At 72.0% G+C, this 19,206-nt stretch carries 15 protein-coding genes and 1 pseudogene; 7 read left to right on the top strand and 9 right to left on the bottom strand.

The annotated features are described in order from the left end of the window. Nucleotides 1-34: 34 nt before the first annotated feature. Nucleotides 35-754 (bottom strand): response regulator transcription factor, encoded by a 720-nt coding sequence (locus tag ACFYQA_RS14365; RefSeq protein ID WP_388916434.1) that lies wholly within the window; start codon nucleotides 752-754, stop codon nucleotides 35-37. A gap of 144 nt (nucleotides 755-898) precedes the next feature. Next, nucleotides 899-1,057: an Arc family DNA-binding protein gene (locus ACFYQA_RS14360; protein ID WP_388916431.1), complete on the bottom strand. Its 159-nt coding sequence runs from the start codon at nucleotides 1,055-1,057 to the stop codon at nucleotides 899-901. A 14-nt stretch (nucleotides 1,058-1,071) separates the two neighbouring features. Between ACFYQA_RS14360 and ACFYQA_RS14355 the strand changes: the two genes are divergently transcribed. Beyond that, the gene (locus tag ACFYQA_RS14355) at nucleotides 1,072-2,295 is read left to right on the top strand and encodes an RNA-guided endonuclease InsQ/TnpB family protein (RefSeq protein ID WP_388916428.1); all 1,224 of its coding nucleotides are present in this window, start codon (nucleotides 1,072-1,074) and stop codon (nucleotides 2,293-2,295) included. A gap of 36 nt (nucleotides 2,296-2,331) precedes the next feature. On the opposite strand, the gene ACFYQA_RS14350 is transcribed toward ACFYQA_RS14355, so the two are convergent. Genes ACFYQA_RS14350 through ACFYQA_RS14335 form a run of 4 tightly spaced genes read right to left on the bottom strand, consistent with a single transcriptional unit; the run spans nucleotide 2,332 to nucleotide 6,968 of the window. Further along, nucleotides 2,332-4,980: an FtsX-like permease family protein gene (locus ACFYQA_RS14350; protein WP_388916425.1), complete on the bottom strand. Its 2,649-nt coding sequence runs from the start codon at nucleotides 4,978-4,980 to the stop codon at nucleotides 2,332-2,334. Beyond that, complete coding sequence (locus ACFYQA_RS14345) at nucleotides 4,977-5,639, bottom strand: ABC transporter ATP-binding protein (RefSeq protein WP_388916422.1); 663 nt, start codon at nucleotides 5,637-5,639, stop codon at nucleotides 4,977-4,979. The genes ACFYQA_RS14350 and ACFYQA_RS14345 overlap by 4 nt, the downstream gene beginning before the upstream one ends. Beyond that, nucleotides 5,626-6,333: an ABC transporter ATP-binding protein gene (locus ACFYQA_RS14340; protein WP_388916420.1), complete on the bottom strand. Its 708-nt coding sequence runs from the start codon at nucleotides 6,331-6,333 to the stop codon at nucleotides 5,626-5,628. The genes ACFYQA_RS14345 and ACFYQA_RS14340 overlap by 14 nt, the downstream gene beginning before the upstream one ends. A gap of 5 nt (nucleotides 6,334-6,338) precedes the next feature. Beyond that, nucleotides 6,339-6,968 (bottom strand): hypothetical protein, encoded by a 630-nt coding sequence (locus tag ACFYQA_RS14335; RefSeq protein WP_388916418.1) that lies wholly within the window; start codon nucleotides 6,966-6,968, stop codon nucleotides 6,339-6,341. Between the two features lie 156 nt (nucleotides 6,969-7,124). On the opposite strand from ACFYQA_RS14335, the gene ACFYQA_RS14330 reads away from it, so the two are divergent. Beyond that, the gene (locus tag ACFYQA_RS14330; RefSeq protein WP_388916415.1) at nucleotides 7,125-8,453 is read left to right on the top strand and encodes a sensor histidine kinase; all 1,329 of its coding nucleotides are present in this window, start codon (nucleotides 7,125-7,127) and stop codon (nucleotides 8,451-8,453) included. Nucleotides 8,454-8,686: 233 nt separating this feature from the next. Here the strand turns inward: ACFYQA_RS14330 and ACFYQA_RS14325 are convergent. Next, nucleotides 8,687-9,031 (bottom strand): annotated as a pseudogene (locus ACFYQA_RS14325) (hypothetical protein); the annotation flags it as partial. A 152-nt stretch (nucleotides 9,032-9,183) separates the two neighbouring features. Here ACFYQA_RS14325 and ggt point away from each other — a divergent pair. Next, complete coding sequence (ggt, locus tag ACFYQA_RS14320) at nucleotides 9,184-11,001, top strand: gamma-glutamyltransferase (protein WP_388916412.1); 1,818 nt, start codon at nucleotides 9,184-9,186, stop codon at nucleotides 10,999-11,001. Nucleotides 11,002-11,062: 61 nt separating this feature from the next. On the opposite strand, the gene ACFYQA_RS14315 is transcribed toward ggt, so the two are convergent. Both ACFYQA_RS14315 and map read right to left on the bottom strand, forming a co-directional pair. Continuing rightward, entirely contained in the window at nucleotides 11,063-13,735 is a 2,673-nt protein-coding gene (locus ACFYQA_RS14315) for an ATP-dependent Clp protease ATP-binding subunit (RefSeq protein WP_388916409.1), read from the bottom strand. Between the two features lie 403 nt (nucleotides 13,736-14,138). Continuing rightward, nucleotides 14,139-14,906 (bottom strand): type I methionyl aminopeptidase, encoded by a 768-nt coding sequence (gene map / locus ACFYQA_RS14310; RefSeq protein WP_388916406.1) that lies wholly within the window; start codon nucleotides 14,904-14,906, stop codon nucleotides 14,139-14,141. A gap of 32 nt (nucleotides 14,907-14,938) precedes the next feature. Between map and ACFYQA_RS14305 the strand changes: the two genes are divergently transcribed. The 4 genes from ACFYQA_RS14305 to hydA all read left to right on the top strand — a co-directional run bounded on the left by ACFYQA_RS14305 (nucleotide 14,939) and on the right by hydA (nucleotide 19,205). Beyond that, nucleotides 14,939-15,250 (top strand): helix-turn-helix domain-containing protein, encoded by a 312-nt coding sequence (locus ACFYQA_RS14305; protein ID WP_388916403.1) that lies wholly within the window; start codon nucleotides 14,939-14,941, stop codon nucleotides 15,248-15,250. Nucleotides 15,251-15,507: 257 nt separating this feature from the next. Next, on the top strand, nucleotides 15,508-16,350 hold the full coding sequence (locus ACFYQA_RS14300) for a nitrilase-related carbon-nitrogen hydrolase (protein ID WP_386402299.1): 843 nt from the start codon (nucleotides 15,508-15,510) through the stop codon (nucleotides 16,348-16,350). Next, complete coding sequence (locus ACFYQA_RS14295) at nucleotides 16,347-17,633, top strand: aspartate aminotransferase family protein (protein ID WP_388916399.1); 1,287 nt, start codon at nucleotides 16,347-16,349, stop codon at nucleotides 17,631-17,633. Before ACFYQA_RS14300 ends, ACFYQA_RS14295 begins: the two co-directional genes overlap by 4 nt. Before the next feature lie 156 nt (nucleotides 17,634-17,789). Then, nucleotides 17,790-19,205, top strand: coding sequence for a dihydropyrimidinase (hydA, locus tag ACFYQA_RS14290; RefSeq protein ID WP_388916396.1), 1,416 nt, complete (start codon nucleotides 17,790-17,792; stop codon nucleotides 19,203-19,205). Nucleotide 19,206 lies beyond the last annotated feature (1 nt).

The following is a 19,206-nucleotide window of genomic DNA, read 5'->3' as shown; positions in this document are numbered from 1 at the left end:
GACGAGTGGCGGCCGGGAAGGACGGGCGCGGCCGTCAGGATTCCAGGCGGTAGCCATGTCCACGCAGGGTGGTGATTCGGGGCAGTCGGGCGGAGACGCCGGCGGCCTCGGTGAGGCGGCGGCGCAGACCGGCCATGGTGACGTCGAGGGTCTTGGTGGAGCCGAACCAGTTCTCGTCCCAGACCTCGCCCATCAGCGTCTCGCGAGAGACGGCCTCGCCCGCGTGCCGGGCAAGGACGGCCAGGAGGTCGAACTCCTTGGGCCGCAGGACGATGTCCTGGCCGTGGAGGGTGCAACGGCGGGCCGAGACGTCCAGGACGAGGTCGGCCAGGCGAACGGGCTCCTGCGACGGTGCGGCGACGACACGACGGCGCAGATGGGCCCGGAGCCGCGCGAGCAGCACGGAGAGGCTGAACGGTTTGACGAGGTAGTCGTCGGCTCCGGCGTCCAGCCCGGCGATCACGTCGATGTCGTCGGTGCGGGCGGTGAGGACGACGATCAGCAGGTCGGGATGGCCGGCGCGCAGGGTACGGGCGACGTCGAGGCCGTCCATGTCGGGCAGACCCAGGTCGAGAAGCAGGACGTCGTAGGGCGTCCGCGCGGCCTCGGCCAGGGCGGCGGACCCGGTGCGGCTCCAGACGGGGGCGTAGTCGTTGCCGCGCAGGCCGGTCTCCAGATGGCGGCCGATGGTGTCGTCGTCCTCGACGACCAGGACACGCGGGCGGCCGAGGTCGGCGGTGGCGGGGGTGCGCATGGTCGACAGCCTAGGAGCGGGCAGGGCGGCCGGCCCGCCGGTGCGGTGCGGCGCGGTCACCGGATACCTCCGAGGATGCCCCGGACTTCAGGCCGGGGAGGAATCGGACCCCTGCGGAGCAGGGCAAGGAAGGACGAATCGCCGTCAGGGCGATTGGTCGTCTCCACCCGTGTTGGTGAGGGCGACCTCAAGCAGGTGGATGATCTCGGAGTTGAGGGACCGCCGGTCCGCACGAGCCTGTTCGACCAGCCGTGCGTGCAGGTCGGTTGGGAGTCGTAGGGAGATTCTTTTCTCATCAGCCATGCTAGAATGATGCCATGGCGATGCTACGGATGGCCAAGGATACCGGGCGCGCCCGGTACACCTACCGGCTTCGCGTGTCGTCGACCGCCCGCATCGCGCTCCTTGCCGAGTGGGACCGCTGCCGGTGGGTGTGGAACGAATGCGTTGCCAAGTCCCGGCAGGTGCACGCCCACAACAATGCGCACCCCGACGACAAGCTGACGTGCGGTCCGGCGCAGCTCGACAAGATGCTGACCGAGGCCCGCAGCAAGTTGCCGTGGCTGCGGGACGGCGCGAGCGTCCCGCAGCAGCAGACGATCCGAGACTTCGCCAAGTCCCGCTCCAAGGCCCTGAAGGACATTGAGTGCCGTCTGCCGGTGAAGCAGCGCGCGGGCATGCCCCGGCACAAGCGGAAGCGTGACGCCGAGCCGACGCTGAACTGCACCACCCGCGGCTTCCGTCTCAAGGACGGCCGTCTGCACCTCGCGGGCGGCATTGCCGTGACGGTGGTGTGGTCGCGTGAACTGCCGTCCGCTCCGTCGTCGGTGCGGGTGTACCGGGACAGCCTCGGCCACTGGTACGCGTCGTTCGTCGTCGCCGCCCAGGTGCAACCGCTCCCCGAAACCGGCGCCGTCCTCGGTGTCGACTGGGGCGTCAAGGAGACCGCCACCACCACATCAAACGCGCACGACCTCCCGCACGCCGAACACGGCAAGCGGGCCGCGCAGCGTCTCGCCCGCTATCAGCGGATGATGGCCCGCCGCCGCCCCGCCAGGGGGCAGGCCGCGTCCAAGGGCTACCGCGAGGCACAACGGCAAGCCGCGCAGGTCTCCAAGAAGGTTGCGCGGCAGCGGCAGGACACCGCCCGCAAGTGGGCCAAGCGCGTCGTGGCCGACCACGACGCCATCGCGGTGGAGGACTTCCGGCCGAAGTTCCTCGCCAAGACCACCATGGCGCGCAAGGCGGCCGACGCCGCCATCGGCGCCACCAAGACGGCCCTGCTCGAAATGGGCCGCAAGCACGGGCGGGACGTCCGCCTCGTGCACCCCGCGCACACCACCATGGACTGCGCGTCGTGCGGAGCGAGAACCAAGCACGCACTTCCTCTTTCGGAACGTACCTACACCTGCACCGCGTGCGGAGTCGTATCCTCCAGGGACAAGAACTCCGCCCGCGTGATGCTGGTCCGGGCTGGTCTCAACCCGGCTGGTGCTGAGGGCGTAAGACCTTTGGGGGCGCTGCTCCCGGAGGCGGCCTGAGCCAGGAATCTCCTCCCCTGAAGGGAGGGGAGGATGTCAAAGGTCGCGTAGTTCCTCGACGGCCGGGCGTCCGGCGCTGCGGATGCCGTTGAGGGCGGCGGCCAGTACGGCGGCCACCGCGGCGCCCGCGGTCAGGATCAGGTAGGCGGCGGGTACCGAGAGGCTGGCGGGCGGTGGGTCGAAGACGCCGGTGAGGACCTTCACGAGCATCTCGGACAGGGCCCAGCCGATGAGGGCGCCGCCTGCCAGGCCGCCGGCGGTCAGCAGGAGGGCCTCGGTGAGGACCATGCCGCGCAGTTGGCGGCTGCGGGCGCCGAGGACGGTGGCGATGGCGAAAGTGCGGCGGCGTTCGGCGAGCCCGAGAGCGAGGACGAGTCCGCCGGCTCCGGCGGACAGCAGCACGGCGAAGCCGAGTTCGATGCGGGTCAGCCCGGCCAGGTCGACGGAGGTGAGGCTGGTGCCGACGGTGCCGCGGGTCTGGGTGAGGTCGGTGACGGTGGCGCTGGTGCCCAAGTGGTGGCGCAACTTGTCGGCGATCTGCTTCTGGTGGGTGCCGCCGGTGTCGAGCAGGAAGGCGCCCACCGCGTCGCTGCCGGTCGCCTTCGCGACGTAGTCGGCGTTGGCGACGAAGAAGCTGTCCTTGGGGGCGGTGGGGAACTCCTTGGTGATGCCGGCGTAGTGGAAGGGGACGGTGCGCAGGGCCTTGGTGCGGGCGTCCTGGATGCGAAGGTTGACGGTGTCGCCGGGGGAGAGCTGGAAATCGTGGACGGTCTCCACGCTGACCAGGAGGTTGTCGGGACGCTGGGCCAGCTTCCGCATGAGCTGGTGTGCGGTGCCGCCGGCGAAATAGGCGTCCTGCAGCGAGGTGGCCTGCGCGATGGTGCCGGGGCGGACGCCGTAGAGGTCCTGGAGGTCGGAGCCGACGTAGGCGAAGCGGTGCTGGAGCGGTTCGACGTGGCGTACGCCGGAGACCTTCAGCGTGTTCGCGGCGCCGGGCGGGAGGTGGGCGCCGGGCGGTTCGGTGACGGTGACGTCGGCGCCGTTGGTCAGCCGGGCGTCGACCTCGGCCTGCTGGTGGAAGGTGGCGTTGAAGACGGCGGTCGAGACGGCGAAGGACACCGCGAGGGCGAGCAGCACCACGGAGCGGGCCAGTGGGCGACGACGCCGGGACAGCACGGCCGCCGTGGTGCCGGCGAGGGTGGCGGTCAGCGGACGGGCGAGGCGGGCCAGGACAGGGCGGCCGCGGGCGAGGGCCAGCAGGGTCAGGCGCCACACCAGCAGGGCGGCGCCGATCCACAGCAGGGCTGGGCCGAGGAAGGCCCAGTACGAGACGGAGAGGGTGGGCACGCCCTCGGGGGCGAGGACGAGGGCGTACTGGTTGCCGGACGATGCGCGGAAGACCAGCCAGGAGCCGATCAGCAGCGCGAAATCGAGGCCGTAGCGCATCCACCAGGGCGAGCGGACGGACCGTACTCCGGCCTCCTTGCGGGTGTCGGCGACGGTGGCCGAGCGCATGTCGCGCAGGGCGGGGACGAGGACGGCACCGGCGGCCACGGCGGCACCGAGGACGAAAGCGATGCCGTACCAGACGGTCCAGGAGCCCGCGCTCGCGCCGAAGGAGGCGGCGCCGAAGGCGAGGCGCCCGGTCAGTGCGGCGATCCCGAGGCCGCCGAGTCCGCCCACGACACCCACCAGTCCGGCTTCCAGGCCCGCGAGCGCGGTGATCTGGCGGGGCCGCAGTCCGCGCAGCCGCAGCAGGCCCTGTTCCTGACGGCGCCTTGGGCCACCCGCCGAGGCGACCGCGGCGGTCAGCGCCCCGGCCAGCACGGCGCCGGGCACGCCGAGGAAGAGGAAGAGGAGCTGGGCGTAGAGGGCGTCCTGGCGGGCGGAGTCGAGAGCGGCGCCGAGGTTGTTGCCGACCAGCGCGGCACCGGAGGACTTGGCCTCGAGGTGGTGGGCGGCGCCGGTGACGGCGGTGAAGGCGGCGGCCGGGTCGGAGGGCAGTTTCGCGGAGCCGGCGACGTGGATCTGGGTGGAGAGATCGGTGGCACCGCGGGTGAGGGAGGCGAATCGGCCGGCGGGCAGGAGGATGACGTTGTCGGGGGGTGCGGTCGGCTGGGACTGGGTGGGGGCGCCGACCTTCTGGAACAGGGAGTCGGCCTGGGGCAGGTCGACCACGCCGTCCACCCGGACCTGCCGCTGTCCCGCGCCCGGCAACCGGATGCTGACGGTGTCGCCGGGAGCCGCGTGCAGGTTGGAGGCCGTCTGCTGAGCGAGCAGCACGCCGGTGGGCGAGCCGGAGAGGGTGCGGATCTCGTCGGGGAACACGCCTCGGTAGCCGGGCGGGAGGCCGAGGGCGACGCCGGCGCCGGTGGTCTGCGTGCTGCCCTGGACGCGCGCGGTGAAGCCGGTGGTGTGGGCGTAGCCGACGGGCAGGGCGGTCTCGACGCCGGGGGTCTTGCGCACCAGCGAGAGCACGGTGTGCGGGTTGGCGCCGGGCTGTGTCTCGACCTGCCAGTCCACGGCGACCGAATGAATGGCGCGCTGGGTCATGGTCGCCTTCGAGGCGGTGAGGAAGGAGCCGAGCGAGGCGATCAGGGCGACGGCGAGCGCGATGCCGGCCATCGCGGCCAGCAGCCGTCCGCCGCGGTGGCGGGCCAGGCCGCCCGCCCACGAGGTGATCATGATGCGTCCTCCGGTGCGAGCAGCCGTCCGTCGCGCATGGCCCGCCGGGTGGTGAGGCGGGCGGCGACGGCCGGGTCGTGGGTGGTGACGACGAGAGCGGCGCCCGTGCGTTCGGCCGCCGTGAGCAGGGTGTCCAGGACGCGGGCGCCGGTGGCGTGGTCGAGGCGGCCGGTGGGCTCGTCGGCGAGGATCAGGCCTGGTTGCTGGGCCAGTACACGGGCCACGGCGACCCGCTGGGCCTGGCCGCCGGAGATCTCCTCGGGCAGCCGTTCGGCAAGGGCGGCGGCGCCGACCAGGCCGAGGGCCTCGGTGACCGGATGGTGGGTCTGTGTCTCCGGATGACCGGCGAGCACCAGCGGGAGCGCGGTGTTCTCCGCGACGTCGAGGGCGGGCACGAGGCTGTCGGCCTGGAAGACCAGGCCGATGTCGTCCGGTCCGTCGAGGTGGGGCCAGGTGACGGTGCCACTGGTGGGGCGTTCGAGCCCGGCCAGCAGATGCAGCAGCGACGACTTCCCCGAGCCGGACGGGCCCACGATCGCGAGCCGGTCTCCCGGCGTGATGCTCAGGTTCGCGCCGTGCACCGCCACGACCGCCGTCGGGCCCCGCCCGAAGGTCAGCGCGGCGTCCCGGCAGGTGACGAGCACGTCAGTGCCGGCCATCGCTCACCTCCCGTGGTTCCCGGGCGCGTCCGTCGTCCAGGACGATCACCCGGTCGGCGATCCGGACGGCCTCCGGACTGTGCGTGACGATCAGCACGGCTGAGCCCTCTGCGGCCCGCTCCCGCAGCATGCGCAGCACCAACTGCTCGGTCCCGCTGTCGAGTTCGCCAGTCGGCTCGTCGGCCAGCAGCACCGCCGGGGAGTTGGCCAGCGCGACCGCCAGCCCCGCGCGCGCCAGTTCGCCGCCCGACAGCTGCCGCGGCAGCGCCCGCGACCGTTGCCCGAGCCCCACCCGCTCCAGCAGCTCCCCGGCGGCCTTGGCAGGACGGCCGCGCACGGCCCGCTGGGCCAGGCGGATGTTGTCGCGCACGGTCAGGTGCGGAAGCAGATTGCGGGTCTGCAACAGGACGCCGATGTGCTGGGCGCGCAGCCGGGCACGCTCGGTCTCGGGACGGTGGCTGACGCGGACGCCGTTCACGCGGACCTCGCCGCCCGAGGGTTCGTCCAGCCCGGCCAGGCACGCCAGCAGGGTGGACTTGCCCGCCCCGGACGGCCCGACGACGGCGACCGTCTCGCCCCAGCCCACCCGCAACGAGACCCCGCGCAGGGCGAGCGTCTCCTCCTCGCCGGCACGGTAGAAGCGGTACAGCTCGCGGGCGGCGAGCACGTCATCGTCGTACGACCGAGTGGGCATGACGGTCACCGCCACGCGAAGGAGTCGCTGACGATCCGCCACGGGTCGACGTTGTCGGCGTTGACCGGCCCGGACAGCGTCAGAGCCACCTCATGTCCGTGCCGGTAGAAGGCGTACCGCTCGAAAGCGTCCCGCACCACCTTGCCGGTGACCGGGTCCTTGACGGAGTCGCCCTCGTAGGTCAGCCGGACGACGCGGCTGGCGTGCCGGGTCACCTCCGACACCTTGGGACTGGCGAACTGTGCGACGTGGGCCTTGAGCTGGGGTACGACGGTGTGGGTGACCGACCCGACCGTGGGCGCGGCGGAGGCGGTCCCCGCGGTGATCCGGACGGTGTTCAGCTTGTCCGTGAACACGGTCGTGGTGCCCTTGTCGGTGCGCGCCCAGCCCTCCGGAACCTTCACCGTGAAGCCGGTGAAGCCGCTGGTCGGCCGGTAGGCCACGTACACCTGGTTGTCGGGGATGTCGCCGGGCGGATTCGACTCCGTGGGCGCGGGATTCGCGTGGGCGTTGCCACCACCTGCCGAGGCAGAGGACGTGGTGGACCCTGAGTGCGAGCCGGCGCCCGAACACCCGGCGGTCACCGCCGCGATCAGCGCCAGCCCGACTGCGGCGGACGTACGTGCATGTACCATGACCACTGCCCTCCCGGAAAGCCTGCGACCGGAGATCGGTCATGGCATCGACGCTAGGAAGCAGCCGGTTAAGGCCGGGCACGCCGACGGTTAGACGACGGCAAAAGTGCGTGGCGCATCGCCTCCGAGCAGGCCGACGGCCCGCAGGATGAAGGCATGAGACAGCGTGTGGTGCGAGTCGCCCTCACCGCCGCCCTGGTCGCCGTGGTCCTCCTGGCCGTCCCGCTGGCCCTGGCCATCAGGTCGTCGTTGTACGCCGACCAGCGTGACACCCTGGAGCGGGCGGCCCTGTCGGGTGCCGTGCGCGTCAGTCCGGACTACACGACCGGCGACCCGGTGGAACTGCCCGCGTCGCCGGCCGGAGGGCACCTCGGCTTGTACGACACCCACCTGCGCCTCAGGGCGGGCAGCGGCCCCAGGACCGGTGACGCGGCCGTGCGGGAGGCCCTCGGCGCGACGGTGGTGCGCGGTCGCTCGGGCGGTGACCTGGTGGTCGTGGTGCCGGTCTCGCACGCCGAGCAGACCATCGGCGTGGTACGCGCCTCCTCGCCCGCCGATGCCGTACGCGACCGCGTCCTCGCCGTGTGGGCCGTCCTCGCCGGCGCCTGCGCGCTCGCCCTGACCGTGGCCGTCCTGGTCGCCCGCCGCCAGGCGCGCCTGCTGGCCGGGCCGCTGGAGGACCTCTCCCGCCACAGCCGGGCCGTCACCGCCGGCGATCTCGGCGCACGCGCCGCGCCCAGCAGCATCGCCGAGATCGACCAGGTGGCCCGCACCCACAACGAGATGCTGCACAGCCTGACCGAACTCCTGCGACACGAGAGGGACTTCACCGCCAACGCCTCCCACCAGCTGCGCACCCCGCTGACCGGACTCCAACTCACCCTGGAGGCAGGCCTCGCCCAGGACGACGACGCCCGGCTGCGCCCCGCCCTGGAGGAGGCGCTGGCCACCACTCGCCGGCTGCACGGCACGGTGGAGGAGGTGCTGCGGCTGTCCCGTTCCCGTGGCCTGCCGGGCCCCGCCCCCGTGGACACCGAACTGTCGTGTCTGCTGCGGGAGACCGAGGCGCGCTGGCACGGGCTGTTCGCCGGCGACGGCAGGCGCCTGGAGTGCGAGAGACGTGACGCGCCGGACGACGTACGCGTACCCGGAACCCTCGTCGCCGAGATCCTCGAGATCCTGCTGGACAACGCGCGCGTCCATGGCCGCGGCACGGTCCGTCTCACCGTCCGGGACCTCGACGACGCCCTCGCCTTCGACGTCACCGACGAGGGGGAGGTGGAAGGCGACACGACCCGGCTCTTCGACCGCGGTCACACCGGCGATGGTGCGGGCGAGGGCATCGGCCTGGCCCTCGCCCACGACCTGGCCGTGTCCCTGGGTGGCAGGCTCTCCCTGACCAGCCGCCGCCCGGCCGGCTTCACCCTCCTCGTGCCCGTCGGGCAGGACGAGCCCGGGGGAGCCGGTGGCCCAGGGCTCCGGTAGGGCCAACCGGCATACCCCACCCGCGCCGCACAGATCGCCGACTGCCTCGGCGTGGACCGGCCGTCCGGCGTGGGAGTTCCGCACCCACGGGTGTGATCACCGTCAAGGTGCCGGGGCGGACGCCGAGCTGTGGCGTAGCCCGGTGACGCGCCGACTGGCGGCCTTCTTCTTCAACAACCCGTAGGTGAGCCTCAAGCCGTTGACCATTGCATCCATTGTGGGTGCCGCGGAGAAACGCGACCGTTCGACGCGGGTCCCCCCACGCAGAACTCCGTGCGCTCGCCGAAACCCTGGTGGGCCGCGTCCTGCGTGACCACCTGGACATGCGACCCGCAGTCCTTGATCAGTGCCGAGAGCTCGAGCAGCGAGAACACGTCGAAGCGGTGCACGGCCGGTTCCGCCGTGGCCGGATCGCGGTTGACGACGAGGAGCGACTCGGAGGTGTCCGGCAGCCCGAAGAAGGCCTGCTTGCGCCGGAGCTTGCGCTTCCACAGGTGGGTACGGGCGATCCAGCCCAGCGCGGAGAAGAGGCCGGAGGCGACCACACCCAGAACAATGTTGCGTATGTCGTCACTCATGGGCGCGCATGCTGGCGAGCTCGGGCGAACTCGTGTTCGAGGCGTCCGGGTGAAGGGCGTCCGGGAGGCCGCGGCGGCACGCCCCGTGAGGTTCCTGACGCGGACATGGCGATGAACTAGGCTGCGCGGACAGCCCTTCAACGGAGGTGCGGATGCGTCATCGTGTCGGACGGAAACTGACGGTTCTGGCGGTCACCGCCGTCGTGGTCTCGTCGGGAGCGGCAGCGCCGTCCTCGGCCGCCACGCAGGGCGGCGGGCCCGGCCGGACCCCTGCCAAGACCCCGGTGGCCGTCGGCCACGGCGGAGCGGTCTCCAGCGTCGATGCCGACGCCTCCGCCGCCGGCATCGAGGTCCTCAGGAAGGGCGGCAACGCCGTCGACGCCGCCGTCGCCACCGCCGCCGCCCTGGGCGTCACCGAGCCCTATTCGGCCGGTATCGGCGGAGGCGGCTACTTCGTCCACTACGACGCCGGGTCCCGCACCGTGCGGACGATCGACGGACGCGAGACCGCCCCGCTGACCGCCGACTCCGGCCTCTTCCTGGAGAACGGCACCCCCGTCCCCTTCGCCGAAGCCGTCAGCAGCGGCCTCGCCGTCGGCACCCCGGGCACACCGGCCACCTGGCAGCGGGCACTCGACATGTGGGGCAGTACATCCCTGCGGACGGTCCTGGGACCCGCCGAGAAGCTCGCCCGCGACGGATTCACCGTCGACAGCACCTTCCGCGCCCAGACCGCCGCCAACGAAAGCCGCTTCCGCCACTTCCCCGACACCGCCGAGCTGTTCCTGCCCGGCGGTGAGCTCCCGGTCGTCGGCACCACCTTCAAGAACCCCGATCTCGCCCGCACCTACGCGGAGCTGGGCAGGAAGGGCGTCGACGCGCTGTACCGGGGCGGCATCGGCCGGGACATCGTGAACACGGTCAACGAGCCGCCCGTGGACCCGGACTCCGGCTGGAACGCCCGCCCCGGCGAGCTGTCCGCCCGGGACCTCACGGCGTACCGCGCCAAGTTCCAGCCGCCCACGAAGACGTCGTACCGCGGCCTGGACGTCTACGCCATGGCGCCCTCCTCCTCCGGCGGCACCACCGTCGGCGAGGCCCTCAACATCCTGGAGCGGACCGACCTGTCCCGGGCCGACGACGCTCGCTATCTGCACCGCCTCATCGAAGCGAGCCGCATCGCGTTCGCCGACCGGGGCCGCTGGGTCGGCGACCCCGCCCACGAGGACGTACCGACGAAGGAACTGCTCTCCCAGCGGTACGCCGACTCCCGTGAGTGCCTCATCCAGGACGACGCCGTCCTCACCAGCCCGCTCGCCCCCGGCGACCCGCGCGACCCCGCGGCCTGCGCGGCCGGCGGCACCACGGCCCCGACGACGTACGAGGGCGAGAGCACCACGCACCTCACCACCGCCGACCGGTGGGGCAACGTGGTCTCCTACACGCTCACCATCGAGCAGACCGGCGGCAGCGGCATCACCGTGCCGGGCCGCGGGTTCCTGCTCAACAACGAGCTGACCGACTTCTCCTTCGCCCCGGCGAACCCGGCCGTCCACGACCCGAACCTGCCGGGTCCCGGCAAGCGGCCCCGGTCCTCGATGGCCCCGACGATCGTGCTCGACCGGCACGACCGTCCGGTCGTGGCGCTCGGTTCGCCCGGCGGTTCGACCATCATCACCACCGTGCTGCAGACCCTCACCGGCTTCCTCGACCGTGGCCTGCCGCTGGTCGACGCGATCGCCGCGCCGCGCGCCAGCCAGCGCAACACGGCCCGCACGGACCTCGAACCCGGCCTGTACGACAGCGCGACACGGCGGAAGCTGGAGGCCATCGGGCACTCCTTCCAGGCCACCCCGGAGATCGGCGCGACCACCGCCGTGCAACGGCTGCCGGACGGCCGATGGGTCGCCGCGGCGGAGAAGACCCGCCGAGGCGGCGGCTCGGCGATGGTGGTGCGCCCGACGAGGTAAGCCGTAGGCCCGCTCGGAGGAAAGGCGCCCGTACCCTCGGCGGGAACGGGCGCCCGTACACTCACTGCCCGGGCGGTTCGGGCGCCGGAGGCTCCTCGCGGCCGGTGCCGGGGTCGTCGGTGCCGGCCGTCGAACCGCCGCCGGCTCCGGTCCCGGCCGTCGATCCGGTCCTGGTTCCTGCACCGGCGCCGTTCCCTGCCACTGCGCCGGTTCCCGTCCCGGTCCGGAACGTGAGGTTCCCGTCCGCCGCGTCCACCGTCACCCGGTCGCCGCTGCGGACGCTGCCGTCCAGCAGCAGCCGGGAGAGCTGGTTGTCGACCTCCCGCTGGATGGTGCGGCGCAGCGGCCGCGCCCCGTACTCGGGCTCATGCCCGCGCCGCGCCAGCCAGTCCACGGCCGTCCCGGTGAACTCGACCGTGACGCCCTGCCCCCGCAGCCCGCGCCGCGTCGACTCCAGCAGCAGACCGGTGATCCGCCGCAGCTCCTCGGCGGTCAGCTGACGGAACACCACCACCTCGTCGATCCGGTTGAGGAACTCGGGCCGGAAGTGCTCCCGCAGCGGCCGCAGGATCTGCTCCCGCCGCGCCTCCTCGTCCGCGTCCGCGCCGCCCGTCGCGAAGCCCAGCGTCCCACCGCGCCGGGTGATGGCATCCGAACCGAGGTTGCTCGTCATCACGATCACGGTGTTGCTGAAGTCCACCGTCCGGCCCTGGGCGTCGGTCAGCCGGCCGTCGTCGAGGACCTGGAGCAGGATGTTGAAGACGTCCGGATGCGCCTTCTCCACCTCGTCGAGCAGGAGCAGCGAGTACGGATGCCTGCGCACCACCTCGGTCAGCTGCCCCGCTTCCTCGTGGCCGACGTACCCGGGCGGAGCACCGACCAGCCGGCTGACGGTGTGCCGCTCCTGGTACTCGCTCATGTCGAGGCGGACCATGCGGTCCTCGCTGCCGAACAGGGCCTCGGCCAGTGCCCGCGCCAGCTCCGTCTTGCCGACGCCGGTCGGCCCGAGGAACATGAAACTGCCGATCGGCCGGTCGGGACTGGCGAGCCCGGCCCGGGAGCGCAGCACCGCGTCCGCGACCACCCGCACCGCCTCGTCCTGGCCGATGACCCGCTGGTGCAGATGCTCCTCGAGGCCCAGCAGCCGGTCCTTCTCCTCCTGGGTGAGACGGCTGACCGGGATGCCGGTCTGCCGGGACACCACCTCCGCGATCGCCTCGGTGTCCACCACCAGACTCTGGCCCTCGTCGACCTGGCCCCCGCCGCCCACCTCGGCGATACGTTCCTTCAGCTCGCCGACGCGGTCCCGCAGCTGGGTCGCCTGTTCGTACCTCTCGTCGGCGACCGCCTGGTCCTTGTCGCAGGTCAGCTGCTCCAGCTCCTGCTCCAGGGCGCGTACGTCGGTGCCCTTGGTCCGGGACCGCAGCCGCACACGGGCGCCGGCCTGGTCGATCAGGTCGATCGCCTTGTCCGGCAGATGGCGGTCGCTGAGATAGCGGTCGGACAGCTCCACGGCCGCCACCAGTGCCTCGTCGGTGTAACGGACCTGGTGGTGGGCCTCGTACCGGTCCCGCAGACCGCGCAGGATCTCGATCGCGTCGGACGGTGTGGGCTCCGGCACCATGATCGGCTGGAAGCGGCGGGCCAGCGCCGCGTCCTTCTCGATCCGGCGGTACTCCTCCAGCGTGGTCGCGCCCATGATGTGCAGCTCGCCGCGGGCCAGCGCCGGCTTGAGGATGTTGCCGGCGTCCATCGAACCGCCCTCGCCGCCGCCCCCGGCGCCCACGACGGTGTGCAGCTCGTCGATGAAGACGATCAGCCGGTCCGAGTGGGTGCGGATCTCGTCGACGATGGTGGTCATCCGCTCCTCGAAGTCGCCCCGGTAGCGGGTCCCGGCGACCACGGCCGTCAGGTCCAGTGCGACCACCCGCCGGGCTATCAGCACGTCGGGCACGTCCCCGTCGACGATCTGCTGCGCCAGCCCCTCCACCACGGCGGTCTTGCCGACGCCCGCGTCACCGATCAGTACCGGGTTGTTCTTGCCGCGACGGGAGAGCACCTCGATGGTCTGCTCGATCTCCTCCTCCCGCCCGATCACCGGGTCGATGCGGCCCTCACGGGCCAGCTCGGTGAGGTCGCGGCCGTACTTGTCCAGCGTCGGCGTGCCCGTCGCGGTACGGGGCCGCTCGGTGCGGGGCTGCGCGGGGTCCGGTGCGTCGGGCGGCATTCCGGCGGAGGCGAACCGGGCCGCGTCCAGGATGTGCCCGGCTGCCGAGTCGGGGTTGGCGGCCAGGGCACTGAGCACATGCTCCGGGCCGATGTATCCGGCCCCGGTCGACCGGGCCATCTCGTGCGCGTCCAACAGAGCCCGCTTCACGGCGGGGGTGAGGGAGAGCGACGTCGGCGGCGGGGCGTCGTCCCGCCCGTACTGGACGGGCCCGGAGCGTTCGTCGATCTCCGAGGCCAGCGAGTCGGGGTCCGCGCCCGCCCGGCTGAGCAGGCCACGGGTCGGCTCGGTGGCCAGCGCGGCGCGCAACAGGTGCTGGGTGTCCAGGTCCCGGCTGCCGTGCTCGGCGGCGTACTGCGCGGCACCCCGCACCAGCTCTCTGGCCGGTTGGCTCAGCAGCCGGCCGATGTCGACCTGCCGGGGGCGCGGCCCGCCGAAGAAACGCGCGAAAAATTCTTCGAAGGGGTCCGAGCCGTAGCCCTCCGGACCCGTGAACCCGCTGCTCATGGACATCCGTTCCGGCGCCCCCGCGGGATCCCCCTGGGCCGGGCGGAACCGGGAACCCGAAGGAGGCCCGGGGCGCACTCACTGCTCGACGTACGGTCCGGACGCGAGTGCCCGGCCGTCTCCCGGTTACACACATGCGTGTCCCCGCGGTGCGAGGCGCCGCCTGCGACGCGATCGAGAACACCCTCGCACGATCGTTCCGGGTCAGCACCTCGGAGCCGCGCCACCGCGCGGGGCACGTTCCGGGGGCTGGGGAGGGCTTGAGGGGGCTCGGCAGGGGTCGGCAGGGTGGAGCCTCGCCGGGAGGTCGGGCGGAAGGGGGCCCCGGCCGCTTGCCGGTGGCCGTGGGGTGCCCCGGCGGGGTTGTCCGGCACCGGTCGGCGGTACGCGCGCCGGGGCGCGTTCAGCGGGCGGTGAGGATGCGCGGGCCTGCGGTGGTGATGGCCACGGTGTGTTCGGCGTGGGCGGCCCGGGAGCCGTCGTCGGTGCGCAGGGTCCAGCCGTCGGAGGCGGCGTGGAAGCCGTCCGTGCCACCGCCCACGAGCATGGGCTCGATCGCGAGGACCATGCCGTGCCGCAAGGGCATGCCCCGGCCCGGCCGGCCCTCGTTCGGGACCGCCGGGTCCTCGTGCATACGGCGGCCGATGCCGTGACCGCCGAAGCCGTCCGGGATGCCGTACCCCGCCGCGCGGCACACCGTGCCGATCGCGTGGGCGATGTCCCCGATGCGGTTGCCGACCACGGCGGCCCCGATGCCCGCCGCCAGGGCCCGCTCGGCGGTCTCGACCAGCCGTACGTCGTCCACGCGGGGCGTGCCCACGATGAAACTGATCGCCGAGTCGCCGGCCCAGCCGCCCAGCTCCGCGCCGAAGTCCATGGAGACCAGGTCACCGTCACGCAGCCGGTAACCGTCGGGGATGCCGTGCACGATCGCGTCGTTGACCGACGCGCAGATGACGGCGGGGAACGGGGTCGGCGCGAAGGAGGGCAGGTAGCCCAGGAAGGGTGAGGTCGCGCCCGCCCCGCGCAGCATCTCCCGGGCCACCTCGTCCAGCTCCAGCAGGGACACGCCCACCCCGGCTGCCTTCCGTACGGCCTTCAGGGCGTCCGCGACAACCTGGCCCGTCTCGTACATCGCGTCGATCGCTGTGTCGGTCTTCAACTCCACCATGCCAATTACTATACCGGTATTAGAATGGCGGCATGGTGCGCACCCCTCTCACCCCCGAAGAGCGCGAACGCGGCGAGCGGTTCGGCCGGCTGCTGCGCGAGGCGCGCGGCGACCGCAGCATGACGCGGGTCGCGGCGAGCGCCGGCATTTCTCCGGAGACCCTCCGGAAGATCGAGACCGGACGGGCGCCCACCCCGGCGTTCTTCACGGTGGTCGCCCTCGCCCGCGCGCTCGACCTGTCGATGGACGAGCTGGCGGGCCGCTGTACGCCGGTCGCGCCGCCCGTGGTGCCGCCGGTCGCGCCGCCCGCCGCGCCGCCCGTGGTGCCGTCGGCCGCTGCCTGAGCTGGGGCCTGGGGCCTGGGGCTGGGGGCCGGGGCCGGGCCCGGGTCCGGGGGTGAGTCGGAGTCCTGTATGCGGGCCGTCCTTGCGTCGCGCGACCGGTTCAGGGCGGGAACTCACCCACCGGAGTGCGAAACATGATCGACTCCGCGGTTTCACGACGATGGTCTTGGCAAGGCCGCCCGAGAGGCTTACGTTCGTCCCTCTACGACCGTTTCTACGGGCGTAGAGGCGCTGACGTCGCGTCGAAGGAGCAGCTCATGGCCAACGTCGTACGTGCCGCCCTGGTCCAGGCCACCTGGACCGGCGACACCGAGTCCATGCTGGCGAAACACGAGGAGCACGCCCGCGAGGCGGCCCGGCGGGGCGCGAAGATCATCGGGTTCCAGGAGGTCTTCAACTCCCCCTACTTCTGTCAGGTCCAGGACGCCGAGCACTACCGCTGGGCTGAGCCCGTGCCCGACGGGCCGACCGTCACCCGGATGCGGGAACTGGCCCGGGAGACAGGCATGGTGATCGTCGTGCCGGTGTTCGAGGTCGAGCAGTCGGGGTTCTACTACAACACCGCGGCCGTGATCGATGCCGACGGCACCGTCCTCGGCAAGTACCGCAAGCACCACATCCCGCAGGTCAAGGGTTTCTGGGAGAAGTTCTACTTCAAGCCCGGCAACCTCGGCTGGCCCGTCTTCGACACCGCGGTCGGCAAGGTCGGCGTCTACATCTGCTACGACCGCCACTTCCCGGAGGGATGGCGCCAACTCGGACTCAACGGAGCCCAGTTGATCTACAACCCGTCCGCCACGCACCGCGGCCTCTCCTCCCACCTGTGGCGGCTGGAACAACCGGCGGCGGCCGTCGCGAACGAGTACTTCGTCGCCGCGATCAACCGTGTGGGCCAGGAGGAGTACGGAGACAACGACTTCTACGGCACCTCGTACTTCGTCGACCCCCGCGGACAGTTCGTCGGCGACGTCGCCAGCGACAGCAAGGAGGAACTCGTGGTCCGGGACCTCGACCTCGGCCTCATCGAGGAAGTGCGGCAGCAGTGGGCGTTCTACCGCGACCGCCGCCCCGACGCCTACGAGGGGCTGGTGCGGCCGTGACCGACGACCTCCTGGGCCGCCACCGCTCCGTGCTGCCCGACTGGCTCGCCCTCTACTACGAGGAACCCCTCGAGATCACCCACGGCGAGGGCCGCCACGTCTGGGACTCCGAGGGCAACCGGTACCTCGACTTCTTCGGCGGCATCCTCACCACCATGACCGCCCACGCCCTGCCCGAGGTGACCAAGGCGGTCGCCGAGCAGGCCGGGCGGATCATCCACTCCTCCACCCTCTACCTCAACCGGCAGATGGTGGAACTCGCCACTCGCATCGCCCAGTTGAGCGGCATCCCGAACGCCCGGGTCTTCTTCACCACATCCGGCACCGAGGCCAACGACACCGCCCTGCTGCTCGCCACCACCTACCGGCGCAGCAACACGGTCCTGGCGATGCGCAACAGCTACCACGGACGCTCCTTCAGCGCCGTCGGCCTCACCGGCAACCGCGGCTGGTCCCCGACCTCGCTGTCCCCGCTGCAGACCCTGTACGTGCACGGCGGCGTGCGCACTCGCGGCCCGTACGCCTCCCTCGGCGACAACGAGTTCATCGCGGCCTGCGTCGACGACCTCAAGGACCTGCTCGGTCACACGCGGCCGCCCGCGGCCCTGATCGCCGAACCGGTCCAGGGCGTCGGCGGCTTCACCTCACCGCCCGACGGGCTGTACGCGGCGTTCCGCGAAGTCCTGAACGCCCACGGCGTGTTGTGGATCTCCGACGAGGTGCAGACCGGCTGGGGCCGCACCGGCGACCACTTCTGGGGCTGGCAGGCGCACGCCCAAAACGGACCGCCCGACATCGTGACCTTCGCCAAGGGCATCGGCAACGGCATGTCCATCGGCGGCGTCGTCGCCCGCGACGAGATCATGAACTGCCTCGACTCCAACAGCATTTCGACGTTCGGCGGCACCCAGGTCACCATGGCCGCCGGCCTGGCCAACCTCACCCACCTCCTCGAACACGACCTCCAGGGCAACGCCCGGCGGGTCGGCGGCCTGCTCATCGAACGCCTGCGGGCCGTCGCCGCCCAGGTGCCCGCCGTACGGGAGGTCCGCGGGCGCGGGCTGATGATCGGCGTCGAGCTGACGAAACCGGGCACCGACGAGGCCGACCCGCGGGCCGCCTCCGCCGTACTGGAGGCGGCCCGCCGGGGCGGGCTGCTCATCGGCAAGGGCGGCGGCCACAACACCAGCGCCCTGCGCATCGCCCCACCCCTGTCCCTCACCGTCACGGAGGCCGAAGAGGGCGCCACCATCCTCGAACACGCTCTGCGGAGCCTCCAGTAGCGGCCCGACGCCCACCCCTGGTTTCCCGCGCCCCCCGTGTGGGGCGAAGCCATCGAGGGGCGCGGGGCCGGGATGAGGGGCGGCTACCGTCGCGTGGGCGCGACCGGCCACCAACGACCCGCACCTTTCGACCACGACCCAGCGGAGCGTGCACGTATGAGCCGTACCGTCATCCGGGGTGGCCTCGTCATCACCGCCTCCGACGAACTCCACGCCGACGTCCTGATCGAGGGCGGCCGCATCGCCGCCCTCGCCGCCTCGGGCACCCCGGCCGCCGAGACGTTCACCGCCCCGACGTTCACCGCCGACCGGACCATCGACGCCACCGGCAAGTACGTCCTGCCGGGCGGCGTCGACGCCCACACCCACATGGAGCTGCCGTTCGGCGGCACCTTCGCCTCCGACACCTTCGAGACCGGCACCCGGGCCGCCGCCTGGGGCGGTACGACGACCGTCGTCGACTTCGCCGTGCAGAACGTCGGCCACTCCCTGCGCGAGGGACTGGACACCTGGCACGCCAAGGCCGAGGGCAACTGCGCCATCGACTACGGCTTCCACATGATCGTCTCCGACGTGAACCCGGGCACCCTCAAGGAGATGGACCGACTGGTCGAGGAGGGCGTCACCTCCTTCAAGCAGTTCATGGCCTACCCCGGCGTCTTCTACAGCGACGACGGACAGATCCTGCGCGCCATGCAGCGCTCCGCCGAGAACGGCGGCCTGATCATGATGCACGCCGAGAACGGCATCGCGATCGACGTCCTCGTCGAACAGGCCCTGGCCCGCGGCCAGACGGACCCCCGCTACCACGGTGAGGTCCGCAAGGCCCTGCTCGAGGCCGAGGCCACCCACCGCGCCATCCGCCTCGCGCAGGTCGCAGGCGCCCCGCTGTACGTCGTCCACGTCTCCGCGACGGAAGCGGTCGCCGAACTGGCACGGGCCCGCGACGAGGGCCTGAACGTCTTCGGCGAGACCTGCCCGCAGTACCTGTTCCTGTCCGCCGACAACCTCGCCGAACCGGACTTCGAGGGAGCCAAGTACGTGTGCAGCACACCCCTGAGGCCGAAGGAGCACCAGGCCGCGCTGTGGCGGGGCCTGCGCACCAACGACCTCCAGGTGGTCTCCACCGACCACTGCCCGTTCTGCTTCACCGGCCAGAAGGACCTCGGCCGCGGCGACTTCTCGAAAATCCCCAACGGTATGCCGGGCATCGAGAACCGCATGGACCTGCTCCACCAGGCAGTCGTCGACGGGCACCTCACCCGCCGCCGCTGGATCGAGATCGCCTGCGCCACCCCGGCCCGCATGTTCGGCCTGTACCCGAAGAAGGGCACCATCGCGCCGGGCGCCGACGCCGACGTCGTGATCTACGACCCGCACGCCGAGCAGGTCATCTCCGCCGGGACCCACCACATGAACGTCGACTACTCGGCCTATGAGGGCAAGCGCGTCACCGGCCGCGTCGAGACCGTCCTCTCGCGCGGCGAACCCGTCATCACCGAGCGGGAGTACACCGGACGCGCGGGACACGGCGTCTACACCCCGCGGTCCACCTGCCAGTACCTCATCTAGG

This window comes from Streptomyces sp. NPDC005774, from assembly GCF_042871645.1.
Taxonomy (GTDB): domain Bacteria; phylum Actinomycetota; class Actinomycetes; order Streptomycetales; family Streptomycetaceae; genus Streptomyces; species Streptomyces pratens.
This window is presented reverse-complemented; position numbering and strand designations above follow the sequence as displayed.

Bases quoted from the DNA above. Each gene is read 5' to 3' on its own strand.
- ACFYQA_RS14365 (WP_388916434.1), bottom strand. From the start codon at position 754: ATGCGCACCCCCGCCACCGCCGACCTCGGCCGCCCGCGTGTCCTGGTC.
- ACFYQA_RS14360 (WP_388916431.1), bottom strand. From the start codon at position 1,057: ATGGCTGATGAGAAAAGAATCTCCCTACGACTCCCAACCGACCTGCAC.
- ACFYQA_RS14355 (WP_388916428.1), top strand. From the start codon at position 1,072: ATGGCGATGCTACGGATGGCCAAGGATACCGGGCGCGCCCGGTACACC.
- ACFYQA_RS14350 (WP_388916425.1), bottom strand. From the start codon at position 4,980: ATGATCACCTCGTGGGCGGGCGGCCTGGCCCGCCACCGCGGCGGACGG.
- ACFYQA_RS14345 (WP_388916422.1), bottom strand. From the start codon at position 5,639: ATGGCCGGCACTGACGTGCTCGTCACCTGCCGGGACGCCGCGCTGACC.
- ACFYQA_RS14340 (WP_388916420.1), bottom strand. From the start codon at position 6,333: ATGCCCACTCGGTCGTACGACGATGACGTGCTCGCCGCCCGCGAGCTG.
- ACFYQA_RS14335 (WP_388916418.1), bottom strand. From the start codon at position 6,968: ATGGTACATGCACGTACGTCCGCCGCAGTCGGGCTGGCGCTGATCGCG.
- ACFYQA_RS14330 (WP_388916415.1), top strand. From the start codon at position 7,125: ATGAGACAGCGTGTGGTGCGAGTCGCCCTCACCGCCGCCCTGGTCGCC.
- ggt (WP_388916412.1), top strand. From the start codon at position 9,184: ATGCGTCATCGTGTCGGACGGAAACTGACGGTTCTGGCGGTCACCGCC.
- ACFYQA_RS14315 (WP_388916409.1), bottom strand. From the start codon at position 13,735: ATGAGCAGCGGGTTCACGGGTCCGGAGGGCTACGGCTCGGACCCCTTC.
- map (WP_388916406.1), bottom strand. From the start codon at position 14,906: ATGGTGGAGTTGAAGACCGACACAGCGATCGACGCGATGTACGAGACG.
- ACFYQA_RS14305 (WP_388916403.1), top strand. From the start codon at position 14,939: ATGGTGCGCACCCCTCTCACCCCCGAAGAGCGCGAACGCGGCGAGCGG.
- ACFYQA_RS14300 (WP_386402299.1), top strand. From the start codon at position 15,508: ATGGCCAACGTCGTACGTGCCGCCCTGGTCCAGGCCACCTGGACCGGC.
- hydA (WP_388916396.1), top strand. From the start codon at position 17,790: ATGAGCCGTACCGTCATCCGGGGTGGCCTCGTCATCACCGCCTCCGAC.